The organism is Conexibacter sp. DBS9H8 (genome assembly GCF_023330685.1).
In the GTDB taxonomy this organism is placed as follows: Bacteria; Actinomycetota; Thermoleophilia; order Solirubrobacterales; family Solirubrobacteraceae; genus Palsa-465.
In genome coordinates this window covers 497,692-513,020 of the sequence record NZ_CP097128.1, presented here as the reverse complement: position 1 = coordinate 513,020, position 15,329 = coordinate 497,692, and the positions used below count along the sequence as shown (strand labels likewise).

At 69.4% G+C, this 15,329-nt stretch carries 16 protein-coding genes; 10 read left to right on the top strand and 6 right to left on the bottom strand.

Annotated elements, in window-relative coordinates:
- Positions 1 to 41: 41 nt before the first annotated feature.
- Genes M3M55_RS02465 through M3M55_RS02450 form a run of 4 tightly spaced genes read left to right on the top strand, consistent with a single transcriptional unit; the run spans position 42 to position 4,853 of the window.
- Entirely contained in the window at positions 42 to 1,430 is a 1,389-nt protein-coding gene (locus M3M55_RS02465; protein ID WP_249011242.1) for an AarF/ABC1/UbiB kinase family protein, read from the top strand.
- Positions 1,430 to 2,917, top strand: a complete 1,488-nt coding sequence (locus M3M55_RS02460) for an NAD(P)/FAD-dependent oxidoreductase (protein WP_256469066.1) — start codon at positions 1,430 to 1,432, stop codon at positions 2,915 to 2,917. The genes M3M55_RS02465 and M3M55_RS02460 overlap by 1 nt, the downstream gene beginning before the upstream one ends.
- The gene (locus tag M3M55_RS02455; protein WP_249011240.1) at positions 2,914 to 3,720 is read left to right on the top strand and encodes an SDR family NAD(P)-dependent oxidoreductase; all 807 of its coding nucleotides are present in this window, start codon (positions 2,914 to 2,916) and stop codon (positions 3,718 to 3,720) included. The genes M3M55_RS02460 and M3M55_RS02455 overlap by 4 nt, the downstream gene beginning before the upstream one ends.
- Positions 3,720 to 4,853, top strand: a complete 1,134-nt coding sequence (locus M3M55_RS02450) for an alpha/beta hydrolase (protein WP_249011239.1) — start codon at positions 3,720 to 3,722, stop codon at positions 4,851 to 4,853. Before M3M55_RS02455 ends, M3M55_RS02450 begins: the two co-directional genes overlap by 1 nt.
- Before the next feature lie 18 nt (positions 4,854 to 4,871).
- Here M3M55_RS02450 and M3M55_RS02445 read toward each other — a convergent pair whose 3' ends face one another.
- Genes M3M55_RS02445 through M3M55_RS02420 form a run of 6 tightly spaced genes read right to left on the bottom strand, consistent with a single transcriptional unit; the run spans position 4,872 to position 9,515 of the window.
- On the bottom strand, positions 4,872 to 5,429 hold the full coding sequence (locus M3M55_RS02445) for a cytochrome P450 (protein WP_249011238.1): 558 nt from the start codon (positions 5,427 to 5,429) through the stop codon (positions 4,872 to 4,874).
- Between the two features lie 11 nt (positions 5,430 to 5,440).
- Entirely contained in the window at positions 5,441 to 6,100 is a 660-nt protein-coding gene (locus tag M3M55_RS02440; RefSeq protein WP_249011237.1) for a hypothetical protein, read from the bottom strand.
- Positions 6,097 to 6,972, bottom strand: coding sequence for an SDR family oxidoreductase (locus tag M3M55_RS02435; RefSeq protein WP_249011236.1), 876 nt, complete (start codon positions 6,970 to 6,972; stop codon positions 6,097 to 6,099). The genes M3M55_RS02440 and M3M55_RS02435 overlap by 4 nt, the downstream gene beginning before the upstream one ends.
- A gap of 19 nt (positions 6,973 to 6,991) precedes the next feature.
- A complete protein-coding gene (locus M3M55_RS02430) occupies positions 6,992 to 7,297 on the bottom strand; it encodes a hypothetical protein (protein WP_249011235.1) in 306 nt (101 codons plus the stop codon).
- A gap of 5 nt (positions 7,298 to 7,302) precedes the next feature.
- A complete protein-coding gene (locus M3M55_RS02425; protein WP_249011234.1) occupies positions 7,303 to 8,475 on the bottom strand; it encodes an NAD(P)/FAD-dependent oxidoreductase in 1,173 nt (390 codons plus the stop codon).
- 11 nt (positions 8,476 to 8,486) lie between these two features.
- Entirely contained in the window at positions 8,487 to 9,515 is a 1,029-nt protein-coding gene (locus tag M3M55_RS02420; protein ID WP_249011233.1) for a BtrH N-terminal domain-containing protein, read from the bottom strand.
- Positions 9,516 to 9,845: 330 nt separating this feature from the next.
- On the opposite strand from M3M55_RS02420, the gene M3M55_RS02415 reads away from it, so the two are divergent.
- From M3M55_RS02415 to M3M55_RS02390, 6 genes are all read left to right on the top strand, one after another.
- The gene (locus M3M55_RS02415) at positions 9,846 to 11,051 is read left to right on the top strand and encodes an acyl-CoA dehydrogenase family protein (RefSeq protein WP_249011232.1); all 1,206 of its coding nucleotides are present in this window, start codon (positions 9,846 to 9,848) and stop codon (positions 11,049 to 11,051) included.
- On the top strand, positions 11,048 to 12,175 hold the full coding sequence (locus M3M55_RS02410) for an acyl-CoA dehydrogenase family protein (RefSeq protein ID WP_249011231.1): 1,128 nt from the start codon (positions 11,048 to 11,050) through the stop codon (positions 12,173 to 12,175). Before M3M55_RS02415 ends, M3M55_RS02410 begins: the two co-directional genes overlap by 4 nt.
- The gene (locus M3M55_RS02405; RefSeq protein WP_249011230.1) at positions 12,172 to 12,867 is read left to right on the top strand and encodes a transglutaminase-like domain-containing protein; all 696 of its coding nucleotides are present in this window, start codon (positions 12,172 to 12,174) and stop codon (positions 12,865 to 12,867) included. The genes M3M55_RS02410 and M3M55_RS02405 overlap by 4 nt, the downstream gene beginning before the upstream one ends.
- Positions 12,868 to 13,020: 153 nt before the next feature.
- Positions 13,021 to 13,539: a PaaI family thioesterase gene (locus M3M55_RS02400; RefSeq protein ID WP_249011229.1), complete on the top strand. Its 519-nt coding sequence runs from the start codon at positions 13,021 to 13,023 to the stop codon at positions 13,537 to 13,539.
- Positions 13,536 to 13,712 carry a hypothetical protein gene (locus M3M55_RS02395; RefSeq protein WP_249011228.1) on the top strand — a complete coding sequence of 59 codons (177 nt, stop codon included), beginning with the start codon at positions 13,536 to 13,538 and terminating at the stop codon, positions 13,710 to 13,712. The genes M3M55_RS02400 and M3M55_RS02395 overlap by 4 nt, the downstream gene beginning before the upstream one ends.
- 103 nt (positions 13,713 to 13,815) lie before the next feature.
- Complete coding sequence (locus tag M3M55_RS02390; RefSeq protein WP_249011227.1) at positions 13,816 to 15,279, top strand: MFS transporter; 1,464 nt, start codon at positions 13,816 to 13,818, stop codon at positions 15,277 to 15,279.
- The last annotated feature ends 50 nt before the right edge of the window (positions 15,280 to 15,329 follow it).

The window sequence follows — 15,329 nt, the reverse complement described above, 5'->3', positions numbered from 1 at the left end:
GTCGATCGGCCGATCGGCGAATCAGGATCACCAGGAGCGAGATGACCGACGAGAGAGTGAGCGCGTCGCGCGTCGGACGGGCGATGCGGATGACCGGGGCCGCCGCCGCCGTGGCGGGGCGAGAGATCACCGGGCGGATGATCAGCAGCGCGGCCCCCGATGGCAATGAGGCGTTGACGCGGCAGCAGCTGAAGTCGGCCAAGGCGCTGGTGAAGGTCTTCAGCGGGATGCGCGGCGCGGCGATGAAGGTCGGGCAGACGCTCAGCGCCGTCGACCTGGGCCTGGTGCCCGCGGAGGTACGTCCGGAGTTCCAGGAGATCCTCGCCACGTTGCAGCAAGACGCCAAGCCGGTGGCGTTCTCGGCGATCCGTAGGGTCATCGAGCAGGACCTCGACGCGCCGATCGCTGAGCTGTTCGCGCACGTCGACCAGCGGCCGCTCGCGGCAGCATCGATCGGGCAGGTTCATCGCGGCCGCCTCCACGACGGGCGCGAGGTCGCGATCAAGGTGCAGTACCCCGGGATCGCCGAGGCGGTCCATGCCGATCTGCGCAATCTCAAGCTCGGTCTGAAGCTGCTGACGGCGATCGCTCCGGGCATCGACACCGGCGCGATCGCCGACGAGGTCCGCGAACGCATCGGCGAGGAGCTCGACTACGAGCTCGAGGCGGCCAACCATCGTGAGATGGCGCGCATCTACCGCGGACACCCATTCATCGTCGTGCCCGACGTGATCACGTCGCTGTGTCGCGAGCGCGTGCTGGTATCGGAGTACCTGGACGCGATGCGATTCGCCCAGGCGCGCGAGACGCTGACCCCGGAGCAGCGCGATCGCGCCGGCGAGACGATCGTCCGCTTCTACCTCAACGGTCCGCTGCGCCACCGTCTCCTCAACGGCGACCCACATCCGGGCAACTGCCTCTTCTACCCGGACGGCCGCGTCGCGTTCGTGGACTTCGGCTTCACCAAGCACCTCGACGACCGGTCAGTGCGCCAGCTGATCGCCTCGACGCAGGCGACCTACCACGGCGATCCGCAACAGCTCCTGGCGGTCGTGAGCGAGCTTGGGGCGCTTCCGCCCGACCCAGCGCTCGCCGAGCCGTTCTTCGAGAATTATTCGGCGATCTTCGGCTGGCTGCTGTCCGAAGAGCGACTCGCGGCGGACCCGTCCAAGACCGCGGACATGATGGCGCGCTACACCCGGATGCGGCGCGAGGGCTTCGACGACCTCGTGCTCCCGGCCGAGCATTTCGTGCTGGTGCGCTCCGTGTTCTTGCTGATCGGCGCGCTCGCGTCGCTCGGATCGAGCAACGTGTGGCTCGACATCGTCCGCGAATGGCTCCTCGACGAGCCGCCGCCGACCGAGCTCGGTCGCCAAGAGGCCGCGTTCTTCGCGAGCCGTTTCGATTACCTCGCGCCGGTGGCCGCATGATGCCGACGACACCTGACCACGACGTCCTCGTCGTCGGCGCCGGATTCTCCGGGATCGGCGTGTCGATCGCGCTGCAGCGCGCCGGCTTCGACGACCACGTGCTGCTCGAGGAAGGCCACGACGTCGGCGGCACCTGGTACTGGAACCGCTACCCCGGCGTTGCGGTCGACATCCCATCGTTCAGCTACCAGTTCTCGTTCGAGCGCCGGACCGACTGGTCGCGGGTATACGCGCCGGGCGCGGAGCTCGCGGATTACGCGCGCCACTGCGCCGACAAGTACGACGTGCGCCGGCACGTGCGCTTCGGCCGGCGGGTCACGGCCGCGACCTTCGAGGAGCGGGCGCAGCGGTGGCGGGTCCTGACCGACGACGGCGCCGAGACTACCGCTCGCTTTCTGATCGCCGCGACCGGCGTGCTGACACAGCCCAAGCTGCCCGACATCCCCGGCGTCGAGGCGTTCGCGGGCACGACGATCCACACCGCGCGCTGGGACCAGGCCGCCGATCTGCGCGGCAAGCGGGTCGGGATCATCGGCACGGGAGCATCCGCCGTCCAGGTCATCCCCGCGATCGCGCCCGAGGTCGCGCGACTGACTGTGTTCCAGCGCACCCCGATCTGGTGCCTTCCAAAGCCCGACGCCGCCCTACCCGGGCCGCTACGGGCCACGATGCAACTCCTCCCGTTCGGTGATCTCGGCGTGCGGCTGGCCAGCCAGGCATTCGTCGAGGCGACCTTTCCGCTGCCCGCGCACTTCGGCGGCGTGATCCCGCTCGGGCGGGCGGCCGAGCGGCTCGGCCGCTGGTACCTCGAGCGGGAGGTCCGTGACCCCGACGTGCGCGACAAGCTCACGCCACAGTACGCCCTCGGCTGCAAGCGGCCGAGTTTCCACAACTCCTACCTGCAGACTTTCAACCGCGACAACGTCGCCCTGGAGACCGCCCCGATCACGCGCATCACCAAGCGTGGCGTGAGCGTACAGGGCAACCGGCACGCCCTTGACGTGCTGATTCTCGCGACGGGCTTCAAGGTCTTCGAGCGAGGCAACATGCCGCCGTTCACGGTGACCGGCCGCGATGGGCTCGATCTGGAGACGTTCTGGTCACAGAACCGCTTCCAGGCCTACGAAGGCGCGAGCGTGCCCGGCTTTCCGAATCTCTTCACCATGCTCGGACCCTACGCCTACAACGGCGCCTCGTACTTCAACCTGATCGAGACGCAGTCCCGGCACATCGTCCGCTGCCTGACCGCTGCCCGCCGTCGCGACGCCGCGATCGTCGAGGTCACCGAGGAGGCCAACGACCGCTTCTTCCGGGATATGCTCGCCCGCCGGGGCCGGCAGATCTTCTTCCAGGACAGCTGCGCGCGGGCCAACAGCTACTACTTCGACGCGCATGGCGACGTGCCGTTCCGGCCCTCACCCTCGCTCGAGGTCGACTGGCGCAGCCGGCGCTTCGATCTCGACGACTACCGGTTCGCGGCAGCATGAGCGGGGTCAAAGCAGCGGGCGCCCGGATTGTGGTGACCGGCGCGGGCAGCGGCATCGGCGAGGCGACGGCCCTGCGATTCTCACGGTCGGGTGCGCAGGTGATCTGCATCGACATCGACGGGGAGCGTGTGCGGGCCACAGCCGCCGCGTGCGCCGGCGAAGCGGTCGCGTTCACGTGCGACGTGGCCGAAAGCGACGCGCTGCAGGCGGCCGCCGAGGCGATCGAACGTGACCATGGGCCGATCGACGTCGTCGTCAACAATGCCGGGGTGGGGATGGGTGGCCCGTTCCTGGACGCCACCGCCGAAGACTGGGAGTGGCTGATGCGCGTCAACCTCGACGGCGTCGCCAACGGCTGCCGCTCCTTCGGCGCCCCGATGGTGCAGCGCCGCCACGGCCACGTCGTCAACGTCGCCTCGGCCGCGGCCTACGTGATGAACCGCGACATGGCTGCCTACTGCGCCTCCAAGGCCGCCGTGCTCGCCTTGTCACGCTGCCTGCGCGCCGACTGGGCCGGGAGCGGCGTCGGCGTCAGCGTCATCTGCCCGGGGGTGATCAGCACGCCGATCGTAACCGCCACCCGCCTCCTCGGTCCGCTCGCCGGCCGCCAAGCACATCTACAGCGCCAGTTTCGCTTCGGGCATGCGCCCGACGCGGTCGCCAAGGCGATCGTGCGAGCCACCGAGAAGAACCAGGCCGTGGTCCCCGTCGGCCTGGAGGCCGGCATCGCGCACCGCGCCGCACCGTTCATCCCCGGCCCGGTCCAAGCGCTGCTCGATCGTGCTCCGATCGGACGCATCTGATGAACGACCTGCCGCCGTCTGCGCCACGAAGCCCGCTCGGGGCCGCCCTGCTGCAGGGGTCGGTCGCGATCGACTACGGCCTTCGCACCGCGCTTGCAACGGCGATCTCTGCTGCGTCAGCGACGACGATCAGCGAGGTCGTCACGCGCCGCGACGGACGCCGGCTGCGCTGGTATGCGCAGCTGGCCGGATGCGACCGCGAGGCGATCTTCAAAGCTCCGCCACCGGTCGCCGTGCGCACCCGGCCGGGCCGCGGGCCCGGCGTCGCAGACGGCCGAGTTGAGCTGCTCGACTTCGACACGCCGTACGTCGCGCTGAACCCGATGTTGCGCGACGCCTACGCCCGGCACGCCAACAACGCCGTCGCGTACGCCCAGCACTGGCGCCACCCCTCCGGTCCGCGTCCGACGCTCGTCGTCGTCCACGGGTTCGGGGCGTCGCCCGCATGGTTCAACGTCGCATTCTTCGGCCTACGCGATGTCTTCTGCGCCGGCTGGGACGTGCTGATGTACAAGCTGCCGTTCCACGGCTCACGACGCGGGGATCTGACGCCGATCAACGGCATCGAGCTGTTCGCGCACGGAATGGCGCACTTCACCGAGGCGATGCTGCACGCCGTCTACGACCTGCGCGTCTTCCTCGCTCACCTCGAGTCCCAGGGCGTCCCGCGCATCGGCCTCACCGGGCTCTCGCTCGGCGGCTACGTCACGGCACTCGCCGCCGCCGTCGACGGGCGTCTCGACTTCGTCGCACCCAACTCAGCGGTCATCGACCTCCCGCTCGTGCTGCGCAGCTGGTTTCCGGCCAACCACGCTCTCGGCGCGCTGCGGGCTGCCGGTGGCCTTTCCGCCGAGACGTTCGCCGAGGCGATCAGGATCACGAGCCCGCTGTCATATCCGCCGTTGGTGCCCCGTGAGCGGCGCCTGGTCGTCGCTGGGCTCGGTGACCGGCTTGCCCCGCCTGAACAGAGCCTGCTGCTCTGGGAGCACTGGGGACGTCCGCGGATCGAATGGTTTCCCGGCAGTCACGTCGTGCACATCGGACGTGCGCGCTACCGCGACGCGCTGCACGAGCTCATGCTCGCAACCGATCCCGCCTCGGCGACAGCGCGTAGCGGCCGCCGGGTCGCGTGACAATGTGGCCACGCCACGTCAGGGGCGCAGTCGCACCGGCAGCCCGCGCGGCTGGTTGAGAAACAGCGAGCGGACGACGTCGACCTCGCCGACCAGCTCCATGCCGGGATACCGCTCAAGTGTCTCCTCGACCATCACCTTCAGCTCCAGCCGCGCGAGAGCGGTCCCGAGGCAGAAGTGCCGGCCACCGGAACCAAAGGCCTGGTGCTCGGGGTTGCGCGTCACGTCGAGCTGATGCGGGCACGCGTGGACGGCCTCGTCGCGGTTGCAGGACGGGTACGAGAGGATGACCTTGTCGCGCTCACGGATCGTCTTGCCGTGCAACTCGACGTCCCGGGTCGCGGTGCGGCGGAAATGGCCGAACGCCGGGTACATGCGCAGGAACTCCTCGACTGCGGAGGCGATCAGGCCGGGGTTCTCGACGAGCCTGTTGCGCTGTCCGGGCTCGCGCAGCAGCGCCCACATCCCGTTGGAGTAGGTCGCCTTGGTGCTGTCGTTGCCGGCGGCGACGAGCAGCGCGAAGCCGAACGCGATCTCGTGGTCCTCGAGGCGTTCGCCGTCGATCTCGGCGTGCACGAGAATGCTCGTCAGGTCGTCGGTGGGTTGGCCCGCCGCTCGGCGGCGATCACCATCACGCGCTGCAGCAGTTCGGCGATCATCTGCATCACGGTGTCCTCACTGTCCGGCTGCAGTTGGTCATCGCCGAACCCGAGCCCGCGGTTGGCGAGGTCCGCCCAGACCGGAGCCTCCCCCTCAGGGGTACCCAGGAACATCCCGCTGACCCGACCGACGATCGGCTGGGCGACATCGTTGACGAGGTCGATGACGTCCCGATCGGCGACTCGGTCGAGCACACGGCAGGCGATCGCGCGAATCTCAGCTTCGTGCTCGGCGATCCGTTTGGGCGTGAAGCCGCGCTGGAACAGCGCCTTGATGCGATCGTGCCGCGGTGGGTCCATGCCGATGAACATCGCGTTCTGCGCCTCGAGCGGCACGGCATGGTCGGCGGCGAGGATCCCGCCGCGCTCGGAGGAGAACGTCTGCCAGTCGCGGCTGACTCCACGGATGTCCTCGGCGCGGGTGATCGACCAGAAGCCGGGCTCCCCGGGCCAGGTCGCCATCTGGCTCCAGTGCACGGGGGCCTCCCGCCGCAGGCGCTCGAACACGGCGTGCGGCGGACCGTCCTTCCAGAGCTCGAGGTCGCCGAGATCGATCGTCTCCAGCGGCTGCGGGGCGGTTGTGGTCATGAGTCGCTCCCAGCGGTGCTGGCCGGCAGTTGTGCGGGCTCGTTGATGCGGGTCAGATACGCCTGTCGGGCCGGGCTGTCGATCGCAACGAGCATCGCGTCCTCGGCCTTCGTGACCTGCGCGAACAGGTCGTTGGCCCGCAGCGGCAGCAGCGTCGTCGCGCGGTAGATCGCGTGAACCGACCGCGGGCACCACACCTCGTAGCGGCGCGTCTGGATCGCTTCGACGATCGACGCGGCGACGTCCTGCGGCTGGAGCGTCTTGACCCCGCGGGTGTCTGGCACGCCATCGGTCAGCTCGGTGCGGACGATCACCGGCATCACGACCGACAAGTCCACCGGCGTGTCGCGCAACTCCGCGCGCACCGAGTTCGACAGGCCGACGACCGCGTGCTTGGTCGCGCAGTACGTCGCTACCCCCGGGACGCCGAACTTGCCGGCCGTCGACGCGACGTTGATCACGTGACCGCCGCCGCGGTTCAGCATCCGCGGGATCACGGCGCGCATCCCATGCATCACGCCGCGGACGTTGATCGCGAACTGGCGGTCGATGCTGGCCTCGTCCTCGTCGAGGAACCGGACGGTCGGCATGATCCCGGCGTTGTTGATAAGCACGTCGATCGGGCCGAGCGTCGCTTCGACCTGATCGAGGAACGCGTCGACCGAAGCCCGGTCGGTGACATCCAGGCGCACCGCTGGTGCGCTCAGCCCGAGCTCCTGCGCCGTCGCCTGCGCGGTATCCAGATCGATGTCGCCGATCGCGACCTTCGCGCCCTGTTGCGTCAACGCGCGGGCGGTCGCCTTGCCGATACCGCGCCCCGCGCCGGTGATCGCGATCACCTTGCCGGCGATGTGGTGGGTGGTGCGTGCCATCGTGCTCCTTGTTGGGTGGTCAGCCGGCCACGGTCGTGGCCGACGCCGATCGTCGTTCGGGCTGGGTGATCTCGAAGTGCTCGGCGACCGGTGTGGCGAGCATCTCCCGGAAATGTCTGGCGGTCCACGGCCACAGCTCGACCTCTCCGTCGGGACCGTGGTACCAGGAGCGGCAGCCCTCCGCCCAGACCGTGTCCGGCACCTTGGCGCGCAGCGCCCGGTAGTAGGCGTCGGTCGCCTCCTGCGTCGGCGCGACCGTCTCCACATCGCCGGCGCAGATGCGGCTGATCCACTGCATGACGAACGCGATCTGAGTCTCCGACACCGAGATCAGCGAGTAGTTGCCCGCCGGGCTATGCGGGCCCTGCAGCGTGAAGAGGTTCGGAAATCCGGGCACCGCAACGGTCCGGTATGCCTTTGGCCCGCTGTTCCACGCCTGCTCGAGCGTGAGCCCGTTCGCGCCGTGATCCGCATCGGGCGCATGTACGCCCGCGCGTCGAACCCGGTCGCCAGCGCGATCACGTCGACCTCGTGCAACCGACCGGTGTGATCGCGGATGCCGTGCGGCTCGATCCGGTCAATCCTGCTGGTGACGATCTCGACATCTGGGCGCTGGATGGCCTTGAACCAGTTGGGCGACACGATCAGCCGCTTACAGAGAGGCGGGTACCCCGGGGTGACGCTCGCCCGCAGGGCACCGTCGCGGATCTGGATGCGATAGCCAGCTCGCACGAGTGCCTGCCAGAAGCGCCGCCTGAACCCCGGCAGGACCGGCGCCTGCGCGAGGAAGTCGAACATCGAGGCGCGGTAGCCGTGATACGCAGCGCGGCTCAGTCCTGGCACGTGACGCAGGACCATCTTGCCGACCGTCGTATATCGCGGGTTGGGTGCGGTCATGACCCAGTGGCGGCTTCTCTGAAAGACCGTGACCTTCGCGGCCACGCCAGCGAGCGCGCCCGTGATCTGAACGCCGGTCGAGCCGGTGCCCACGACGGCGACCCGACGTCCGGCGAGCGTCACGCGCTCCTCCCACTGCGAGGAGTGGAACGCCGTGCCCGCGAACGTGTCCAGACCCGTGATATCGGGCACGAGTGGGCGATGCAGCACGCCGGTCGCACAGATCAGGACATCGGCGGCGTCGGTCGTGTCGTCGGCCAGACGCAACGGCCAGCGCCCCACCTGCCACCGTGCCTCAGCGACCTCGGTCTGCAGCCGGATGTGCGGCGCCAGGCCGCGACGCGCGACCACGTCGGTGATGTATCCGCGGATTTCAGGGCCGGGCGAGAAGACATGCGTCCAGTCCGACTTGAGGTCGAAGGAGTACTGGTAGAAGCGGCTTGGGACGTCGCAGGTCAGGCCTGGGTAGCGGTTGTGCCACCAGGTTCCGCCCACGCCATCGGCCTTCTCATACACCGTGAAGTCCGGCAGTCCGGCCTCCTGCAACGCGCACGCCATGTCGATGCCGGAAAACCCTGCGCCGATGATCGCGACCCGGGGATCCATCAGTGGTGAACTCAGCCGCGCGCCATCGTGGCGGAGCCGGCGCCCTCAGCGAGCCACTGCTGCATGGCCGCCACCCCCGAGCGCTCCAGGCCGGCAAGCGCCGCCGCCGCGTCGAGCCCCGCGGCATGATCGAGGCTGGCTGCAGCGTCGGCGAGAGCGACCCAGGTCGCAGACAGCTCGTCGTAGATCGCCGCGGCCCGCCGCAGCTGCCGCGTTTCGAGCAGATCGGCCATGTCGTTCAGGAACCGTGCGTGCAGCGAGCGGAACATCGCACCGCCCGTGCCTGCCTTGACGATGAACACCCCCAGGCCCATCAGCGCCTGTGGCAGCGCCTCACCGAACATGACCGGCCAGTCCCTGTAGGCCGCGGCGAAGCGCTCGATCCCGACCAGGCCGGTGGCGCCGCTCGTTCCGGCCAGCGCCGCCCCCCCGCCGAGCATGTTGCTCACCGCGCGACGCACGGCCGCCGACGCCGCAACGCGCGGATCGTCGAGGGCGTCGGGCCAGTCGTAGATGAACGTCGTGTGCGCGTTTGGGCCGGGGAACCCCTGCGAGTTGCGTGCGGCCGCCAGCGACGCCAGCGAGCACCGCTGGAGCTCGTCGCGGTCGTTGTCGGCCACCCACGCGACCTGGTCGGCGTCGTCGTAGTCGACGATCACGATCACGTGGCGGGTGTTGGTCATCCGGACCCGCAGGTACTCGAGCTCGGCGATGTCCGCCAAAACCATCGTCGGACGTCCGGCATCGATCTCCTCGCGCACCCACCCCCAGCCCTCCACCGGATCGGCGGTGCTTCGAACCTCGAGGGCGATGCCCAGATGCTCGGCGAAGTCACGCTCCATGTCCGCCGTTCGCCCGACAACGTAGACGGGCGGAGTGAACCCGGGGATCTCCATGTAGAGGAACCCCAGCCCGGCGCCCAGCCCGAACGCCATCCCCTCGCTCAATACACCAGCGCCGAAGTCCAAGTGATGGAACTCGAGCAGGTCACACAACGCGCCCGACCCGCAATGGCCGGCGAGGTGATGGGGAAAGGGCAACGCCCGTCGACCAGTCATGTGCATGCAAACACCCTAACACGACTTTTGCACCATCTGGTGCTTAATTGGCAGCGACCCACTCTGCGTCTCACGGCGTCGACAGCGACCGTCAGCCGCTTCGGCCGCGGGCCCGCGACGTCCGGCGGGCCGCATCCGATGACAGCAAAAAGTGCACCGTCCGGATCATTTCGTGTGTTATCGTCGAGCGGCGATCGTTCGGACGAACGCAGGATCGGACGGGAGCATCCCGACCTCAAACCGCGTTCCCCTCCTGAGCGAAGCACGACCGCTCATGCGAAGCTCGACGCTCCCGACAGGAGGACCAGATTCATGGATCTTGACGACACTCCGGACCAGGCTGCATGGCGCACCGAGGTGCGCCAATGGCTGGCACGGCATCAGTCTGACGCGCCGCCGGCGCGCGGCGACTTCGAGGACCCGGCATACGTCGAGGTGCGCCGGAGCTGGCAGCGCAGTCTGACCGAGGCGGGCCTAGTGGGCGTTACGTGGCCGGAAGAGCACGGCGGGCGCGGCCGCGGTCCGGTCGACCAGGTGATCATCAACCAGGAGATGGCGCGCGCCGGAGTACCAGGACACCTCGACGTGATCGGCATCGGCCTGATGGGCCCGTGCATCATCGCTCACGGAAGCGATGAGCAGCGCGCACGGTATCTCGCCCCGATGCTCCACGGCGACGAGGTGTGGTGTCAGCTGTTCTCAGAGCCGGCCGCGGGGTCTGACCTCGCAGGCGTGCAGACACGGGCGGTCGAGCAAGCCGACGGGTCCTGGCGTCTCACGGGCCAGAAGGTGTGGACGACCAGCGCTCAGTTCGCCGCGTTCGGCATGTGCCTGGCCCGCACCGACCCCGACGCGGTCAAGCACCAAGGCCTGACGATGTTCATCGTCCCGATGGACGCCCCCGGGATCACGGTACGGGGCTTGCGCCAGATCTCGGGGGAGGCCGAGTTCAACGAGGTGTTCCTGGACGACGTCACGGTTACGGACGACATGGTCGTCGGCGGCGTCCGCGGCGGTTGGAAGGCGGCATTGACGGTGCTGATGTTCGAGCGGATGATGATCGGCGCCGGAGCCGAGACGATCGGTTTCAGGCCCGATCGGGTCGCAACCGCGCTGGCGGCGGCCGGCGCCGACGATCCGCGAGTGTGCCACCGGCTCGGAGAGCTGACCGCCGAGTTGCTGGCAGTGCGCTACGGCGGCTTTCGGTCGCTGACGGCACTTTCGCGCGGTCAGATTCCCGGCCCCGAGGCTGGGCTGGCCAAGATCACGACTGTCAACGCGCTCATCGCAGCAGCCGACCTGGTGTGCGACACCCTCGGTCCCGGCGCCCTGACCGACGAGGAATGGGGCTACATGACCTCGTTCTTGCCCGGGCTCAAGTCCGCGGGAGGCACCGAGCAGATCCTGCGCACGACGATCGGCGAGCGCGTGCTCGGGCTCCCAGCCGAGCCTCGGGTCGACAAGGGCGTGCCGTTCCGCGAACTGCGCACGCGGCAGATCGCCGAGGTGGCGGCATGAACTTCGCCCTCAGCGACGAGCAGGAGTTCCTGCGCGAGGCCGCCCGCGATGCGCTCGGGCGCGTTGCCACGCTGGCCGCCGCTCGCGACGCGCTGGAGGACCCGGCGGCGATCCTGGATCTGTGGCCGGTCGCCGTCAAGGCCGGGTGGCCGGGCCTGCTCATCTCCGAGCCTGCCGGAGGCGCTGGACTTGGCACCTTCGACGCTCTGCTGGTGGCCGAACGGCTCGGCGCTGTCCTCGCCCGCGTGCCGTTCATCGGCCTCATGCCAGCGACGGCGCTGCTCGACCGCGCCGCACACCCCTGCCTCGAAGCCGTCGCGACCGGTGAACGCAGGCCGGTCTTCGTGCCGGCGCGTCCCCCCGTCTCAGGCGCCGAGTCGTGGACGGTCGAGGACGGACACGGCCGCTCGGCACCGGCGCCGCGTGTGATCCGCTCCGGTGCGCACCCGCGTCTCGACGGGCAGGCCGCATACGTCATCGATGCTCCTGATGCCGACCTGCTCGTCGTCGCGGCTACCGACGCCACGGGCAGCCCGGTTGCCGCCGTGGTTGACGCGATGCAAGTGCAACCAGTCGCCGCCTACGACGCCTCGCGGTCCGTCGGCCATGTGACGTTCGACAACGTCCCTGCGGAACTGCTCGACGTCGACTCCGCGGAGCTAACCGATGCGTGGTACCTGGTGCAGGCGTTGATCGCCGCGGAGGCGGTCGGCACCGTCGAAGCCGCGCTTGGCGTCAGCGTGTCATACGCCAAGGACCGGTATGCCTTCGGCCGGGCGATCGGCTCCTACCAAGCCGTCAAGCATGAGATCGTCGAAGTCCTCCGCCGACTGGAGAACGCTCGAGCACTGCAGTTCTACGCAGGCTGGGCACGCGACTCACGACCTGCTGAGTTCCCGCTCGCCGCATCCGCGGCGCGCAGCGTGGCCGGCAACGCGCTCGACTTCGCTGCACGCGCGATGATCAACGTGCACGGCGGCATCGGCGCCACCTGGGAGCACGACGCGCCACTGGTCTTCCGCCGGGCCCAGTTGACCCGCAGGCTCGCCGGCGGGCACGCCGACGCCACCTATCGCGTCGGCCAGGCGGTCCTGCACAATCCGCGGCTGGTGACGGCAGCGTGAGTGTCACCCCTCGCCCGGCCGTGGCGGACTGCAGCCCCACCGCGTTCATCGACAGCGACCATGACCGGGTCGGGGCGTTCGTCGCCCGTGTCATCGACGGCGCGCACGACGATCGGACGCGCGCGCAACGGCTGTTCGCGGCCGTCCGCGACGAGATCCGCTACGACCCCTACTCGCTGGCGACCGACCCTACCGAGTACCGCGCGAGCACCGTGCTCGCGCGCGGCTCGGCGTACTGCGTGCCCAAGGCGGTGCTGCTCACCGCAGCGGCTCGCGCTGCCGGGATCCCGGCCCGGCTCGGGTTCGCGGACGTGCGCAACCACCTTCAGTCCGAGCGCCTGGCGGCAGCCATGACGACCGACCTATTCGTGTACCACGGCTTCAGTGTGTTGTGGATCGACGGCACGTGGCTGAAGGCGAGCCCCGCCTTCAACACGGACCTCTGTGTGCGATTCGGCGTCGCCCCGCTCGACTTCGACGGGCGGGGCCACGCGCTGCTACATGCATTCACCGGTGACGGCCGCCGCCACATGGAATACGTGCGAGACCGCGGAACCCGCCAAGACCTCCCTCTCGGCGAGATCCTGGCGACATACGCCGAGCACTACCCCGGCGTGGCCGCCACACTTGCCAAGGGCCACGACGCCGCTAAGGCGTTCAGCGAGCGATTGGGTGCCATTCCGCGGCGCTGACAGTCCGGATCTTCTTCGGGACTGGTAAGGCTGGCGGAAGGGGACCAGCGCCAGTCGGCCATGTGTTGCAGCGCCGGCGCCTCTCGCAGCCGGGCCTTACGAAATGCACCAGTTGGAGCATTTCTTGTGGTACGGTGGTCTGGTGAACGCCGGATGAGGGTCGGCCCTGAGGGCGAGGTGCCGCCGCACCACCCGAATTGCTTCGGGTGCGGGCCGGACAATCCCGCCGGACTGGGCTTGCAGATGCGGGTCGACGGGGAAGGCATTCGCGCCAATCTGACGCTCGACGCTCGGCACGAGGGCGCGCCCGGCCTGGCCCATGGCGGGGTGGTCGCGGCGGTGTTCGACGATCTGTTCGGCGGCATGCTGGTGGTGCTCGAGGCGCCGGCGGTGACAGCGAATCTAAACGTCGACTTCCGGTCGCCGGTGCCGCTCGGCGAGCCGCTGGTCTTGCGGGCGTCGAACACCGGCGCCGACGGGCGCAAGCTGATGTTCGGCGCGACGCTGGAGGCTGACGGGCGGCTGCTGGCGGAGGCGACGGCAGTGTTCGTCCGCGTGGATCTGGCTCATTTCAAGGGCACACGCGCGCCGATCCCGGAGGCATGGCGCCGGTGGGGGACGGCGCCGAGGCCACCGATGCACGGTTCGGCCCAGGCACGAGATCGCGCATGATCGGCGCGCATCGCTCGCCCCGCGCGCCGACCGTGCTCTGTGTCGCGGTCGGCTTGGTCGCCGCGTCGCTCAACCACACCGCTCGCGAAGTCAGCACCACCCTCGGCGTGGCGTTGTTCGGCGGTCTCTTCGCCGGGATCTACAGCGACCAGATGCATCGCGTCACCGCATGATCGCGGCCGCCATCGCGTCGGCACTCTGGGCCGCGGTACGGACGGTCGTAGGACCGCTCGGACCCGCCGGGCAAAACGTCCCGATCCCGTCCGCAGCGCCGGTATGAGCGCCACCCGCGCGACCGGAATCGACATGCATGAAGATGTCCCGGCGGTGCGGGTGGGACGTGGGCGGTGGGGGACCCTCGCGGCGGTCTGCCTCGCGCAGCTCGTGCTCATGCTCGACGTCACCGTGGTGATCGTGGCGCTCCCGAGCGTCGCCGGCTACCTCGGGGGCAGCCTGAGCTCGTTGCAGCTGATCATCGACGGATACGCGCTGACGCTGGCCGCGCTGCTGCTGAACGTCGGCGCCCTCGCTGACCGCATCGGCCATCGCCGTGTGTTCCTCGCGGGGCTGGCGTGGTTCGGCGCAGCCTCGGCACTGTGCGGCGCCGCGCCGAGCGCGACCCTGCTCGTCGCCGCCAGAGCGCTCCAGGGCATCGCCGCAGCGATGCTGTTCTCGACCGGCCTCGCGATGCTCGGCGCCGCCTACACCGGCACAGACCGGGCCAAGGCACTCGGCGCGTTCGGCGCCGTGTTCGGTGCCGCCGTCGCGCTCGGCCCGCTCGTCGGCGGCGCGATCCTGGAGATCGGCAGCTGGCGCTGGATCTTCTACGCCAACCTCCCGGTGATAGCCGTTGCGATCGGCATCACCATCCGCTACGCGAGCGAGAGCACCGACCCTAATCCGCGCGGTCTCGATCTCCCCGGTCAGGTCGCCTTCACCGTCGCGATCGCCGCGCTCGTCACCGCGCTGATCAAAGGACCCGACTGGGGCTGGTCATCACCGGTCACGCTCGGACTAGCGGCCCTAGCGGTCATCTCGCTCGGTCTGTTCTGGGCGATCGAGACCCGGAGCCGGGCCCCCATGTTCGACCTCGGCCTGTTGCGAAACCGGACGTTCACCGGCGCTGCGTGCGCCGCGTTCGCGACCTCAGCGTCGCTGTTCGGCATGTTCGTGTACCTCACCGCCTGGTTCCAGCGGGTCCAACGTCTCGACGGCCTGCACGCCGGCCTGCGACTCCTCCCCGTCACGATCGTCGCGTTCGTCGCGGCCGCCCGCTCCTCGAGCCGGATCTCCCCGCGGATCGTTCTCGCGCTCGCGCTGTCAAGCAGCACCGCCGGTCTGCTCCAGATGACCACGCTGGCGCCAACCGACCAGTGGACCGTGATCCTTCCCGGCCTCGTGCTCTGCGGCCTCGGATTCGGCCTCGCAAACCCGACCGTCGCCGCCGTCACGCTGACTGTCGCGCCGCCGGACCGAGCAGCGACCGCAGTGGGCATGAACTCCACCTTCCGCCAGGTCGGCGTCGCTTCCGGCGTCGCCGCCCTCGGCGCGGTGTTCAACACGGCCCTCGACCGAGCCGGCCACGCCACGCGCGTTCCCCTCATCGGAAGCCACCCCCTCCCGGGCCTGCAGAAGGTATTCACGACCGGACTTGGTCGCGTGTTCGTAGCCGGCGCGGCGATCGCCTTTCTCGGGGCGCTCGCTGCCGGCACGCTCGTACGACGCTCCCCCGGAGACTAGGCCGGCGATGTCGTCATCAGCCAGCGACCAGTCATGCCTCCCCGAGGTTC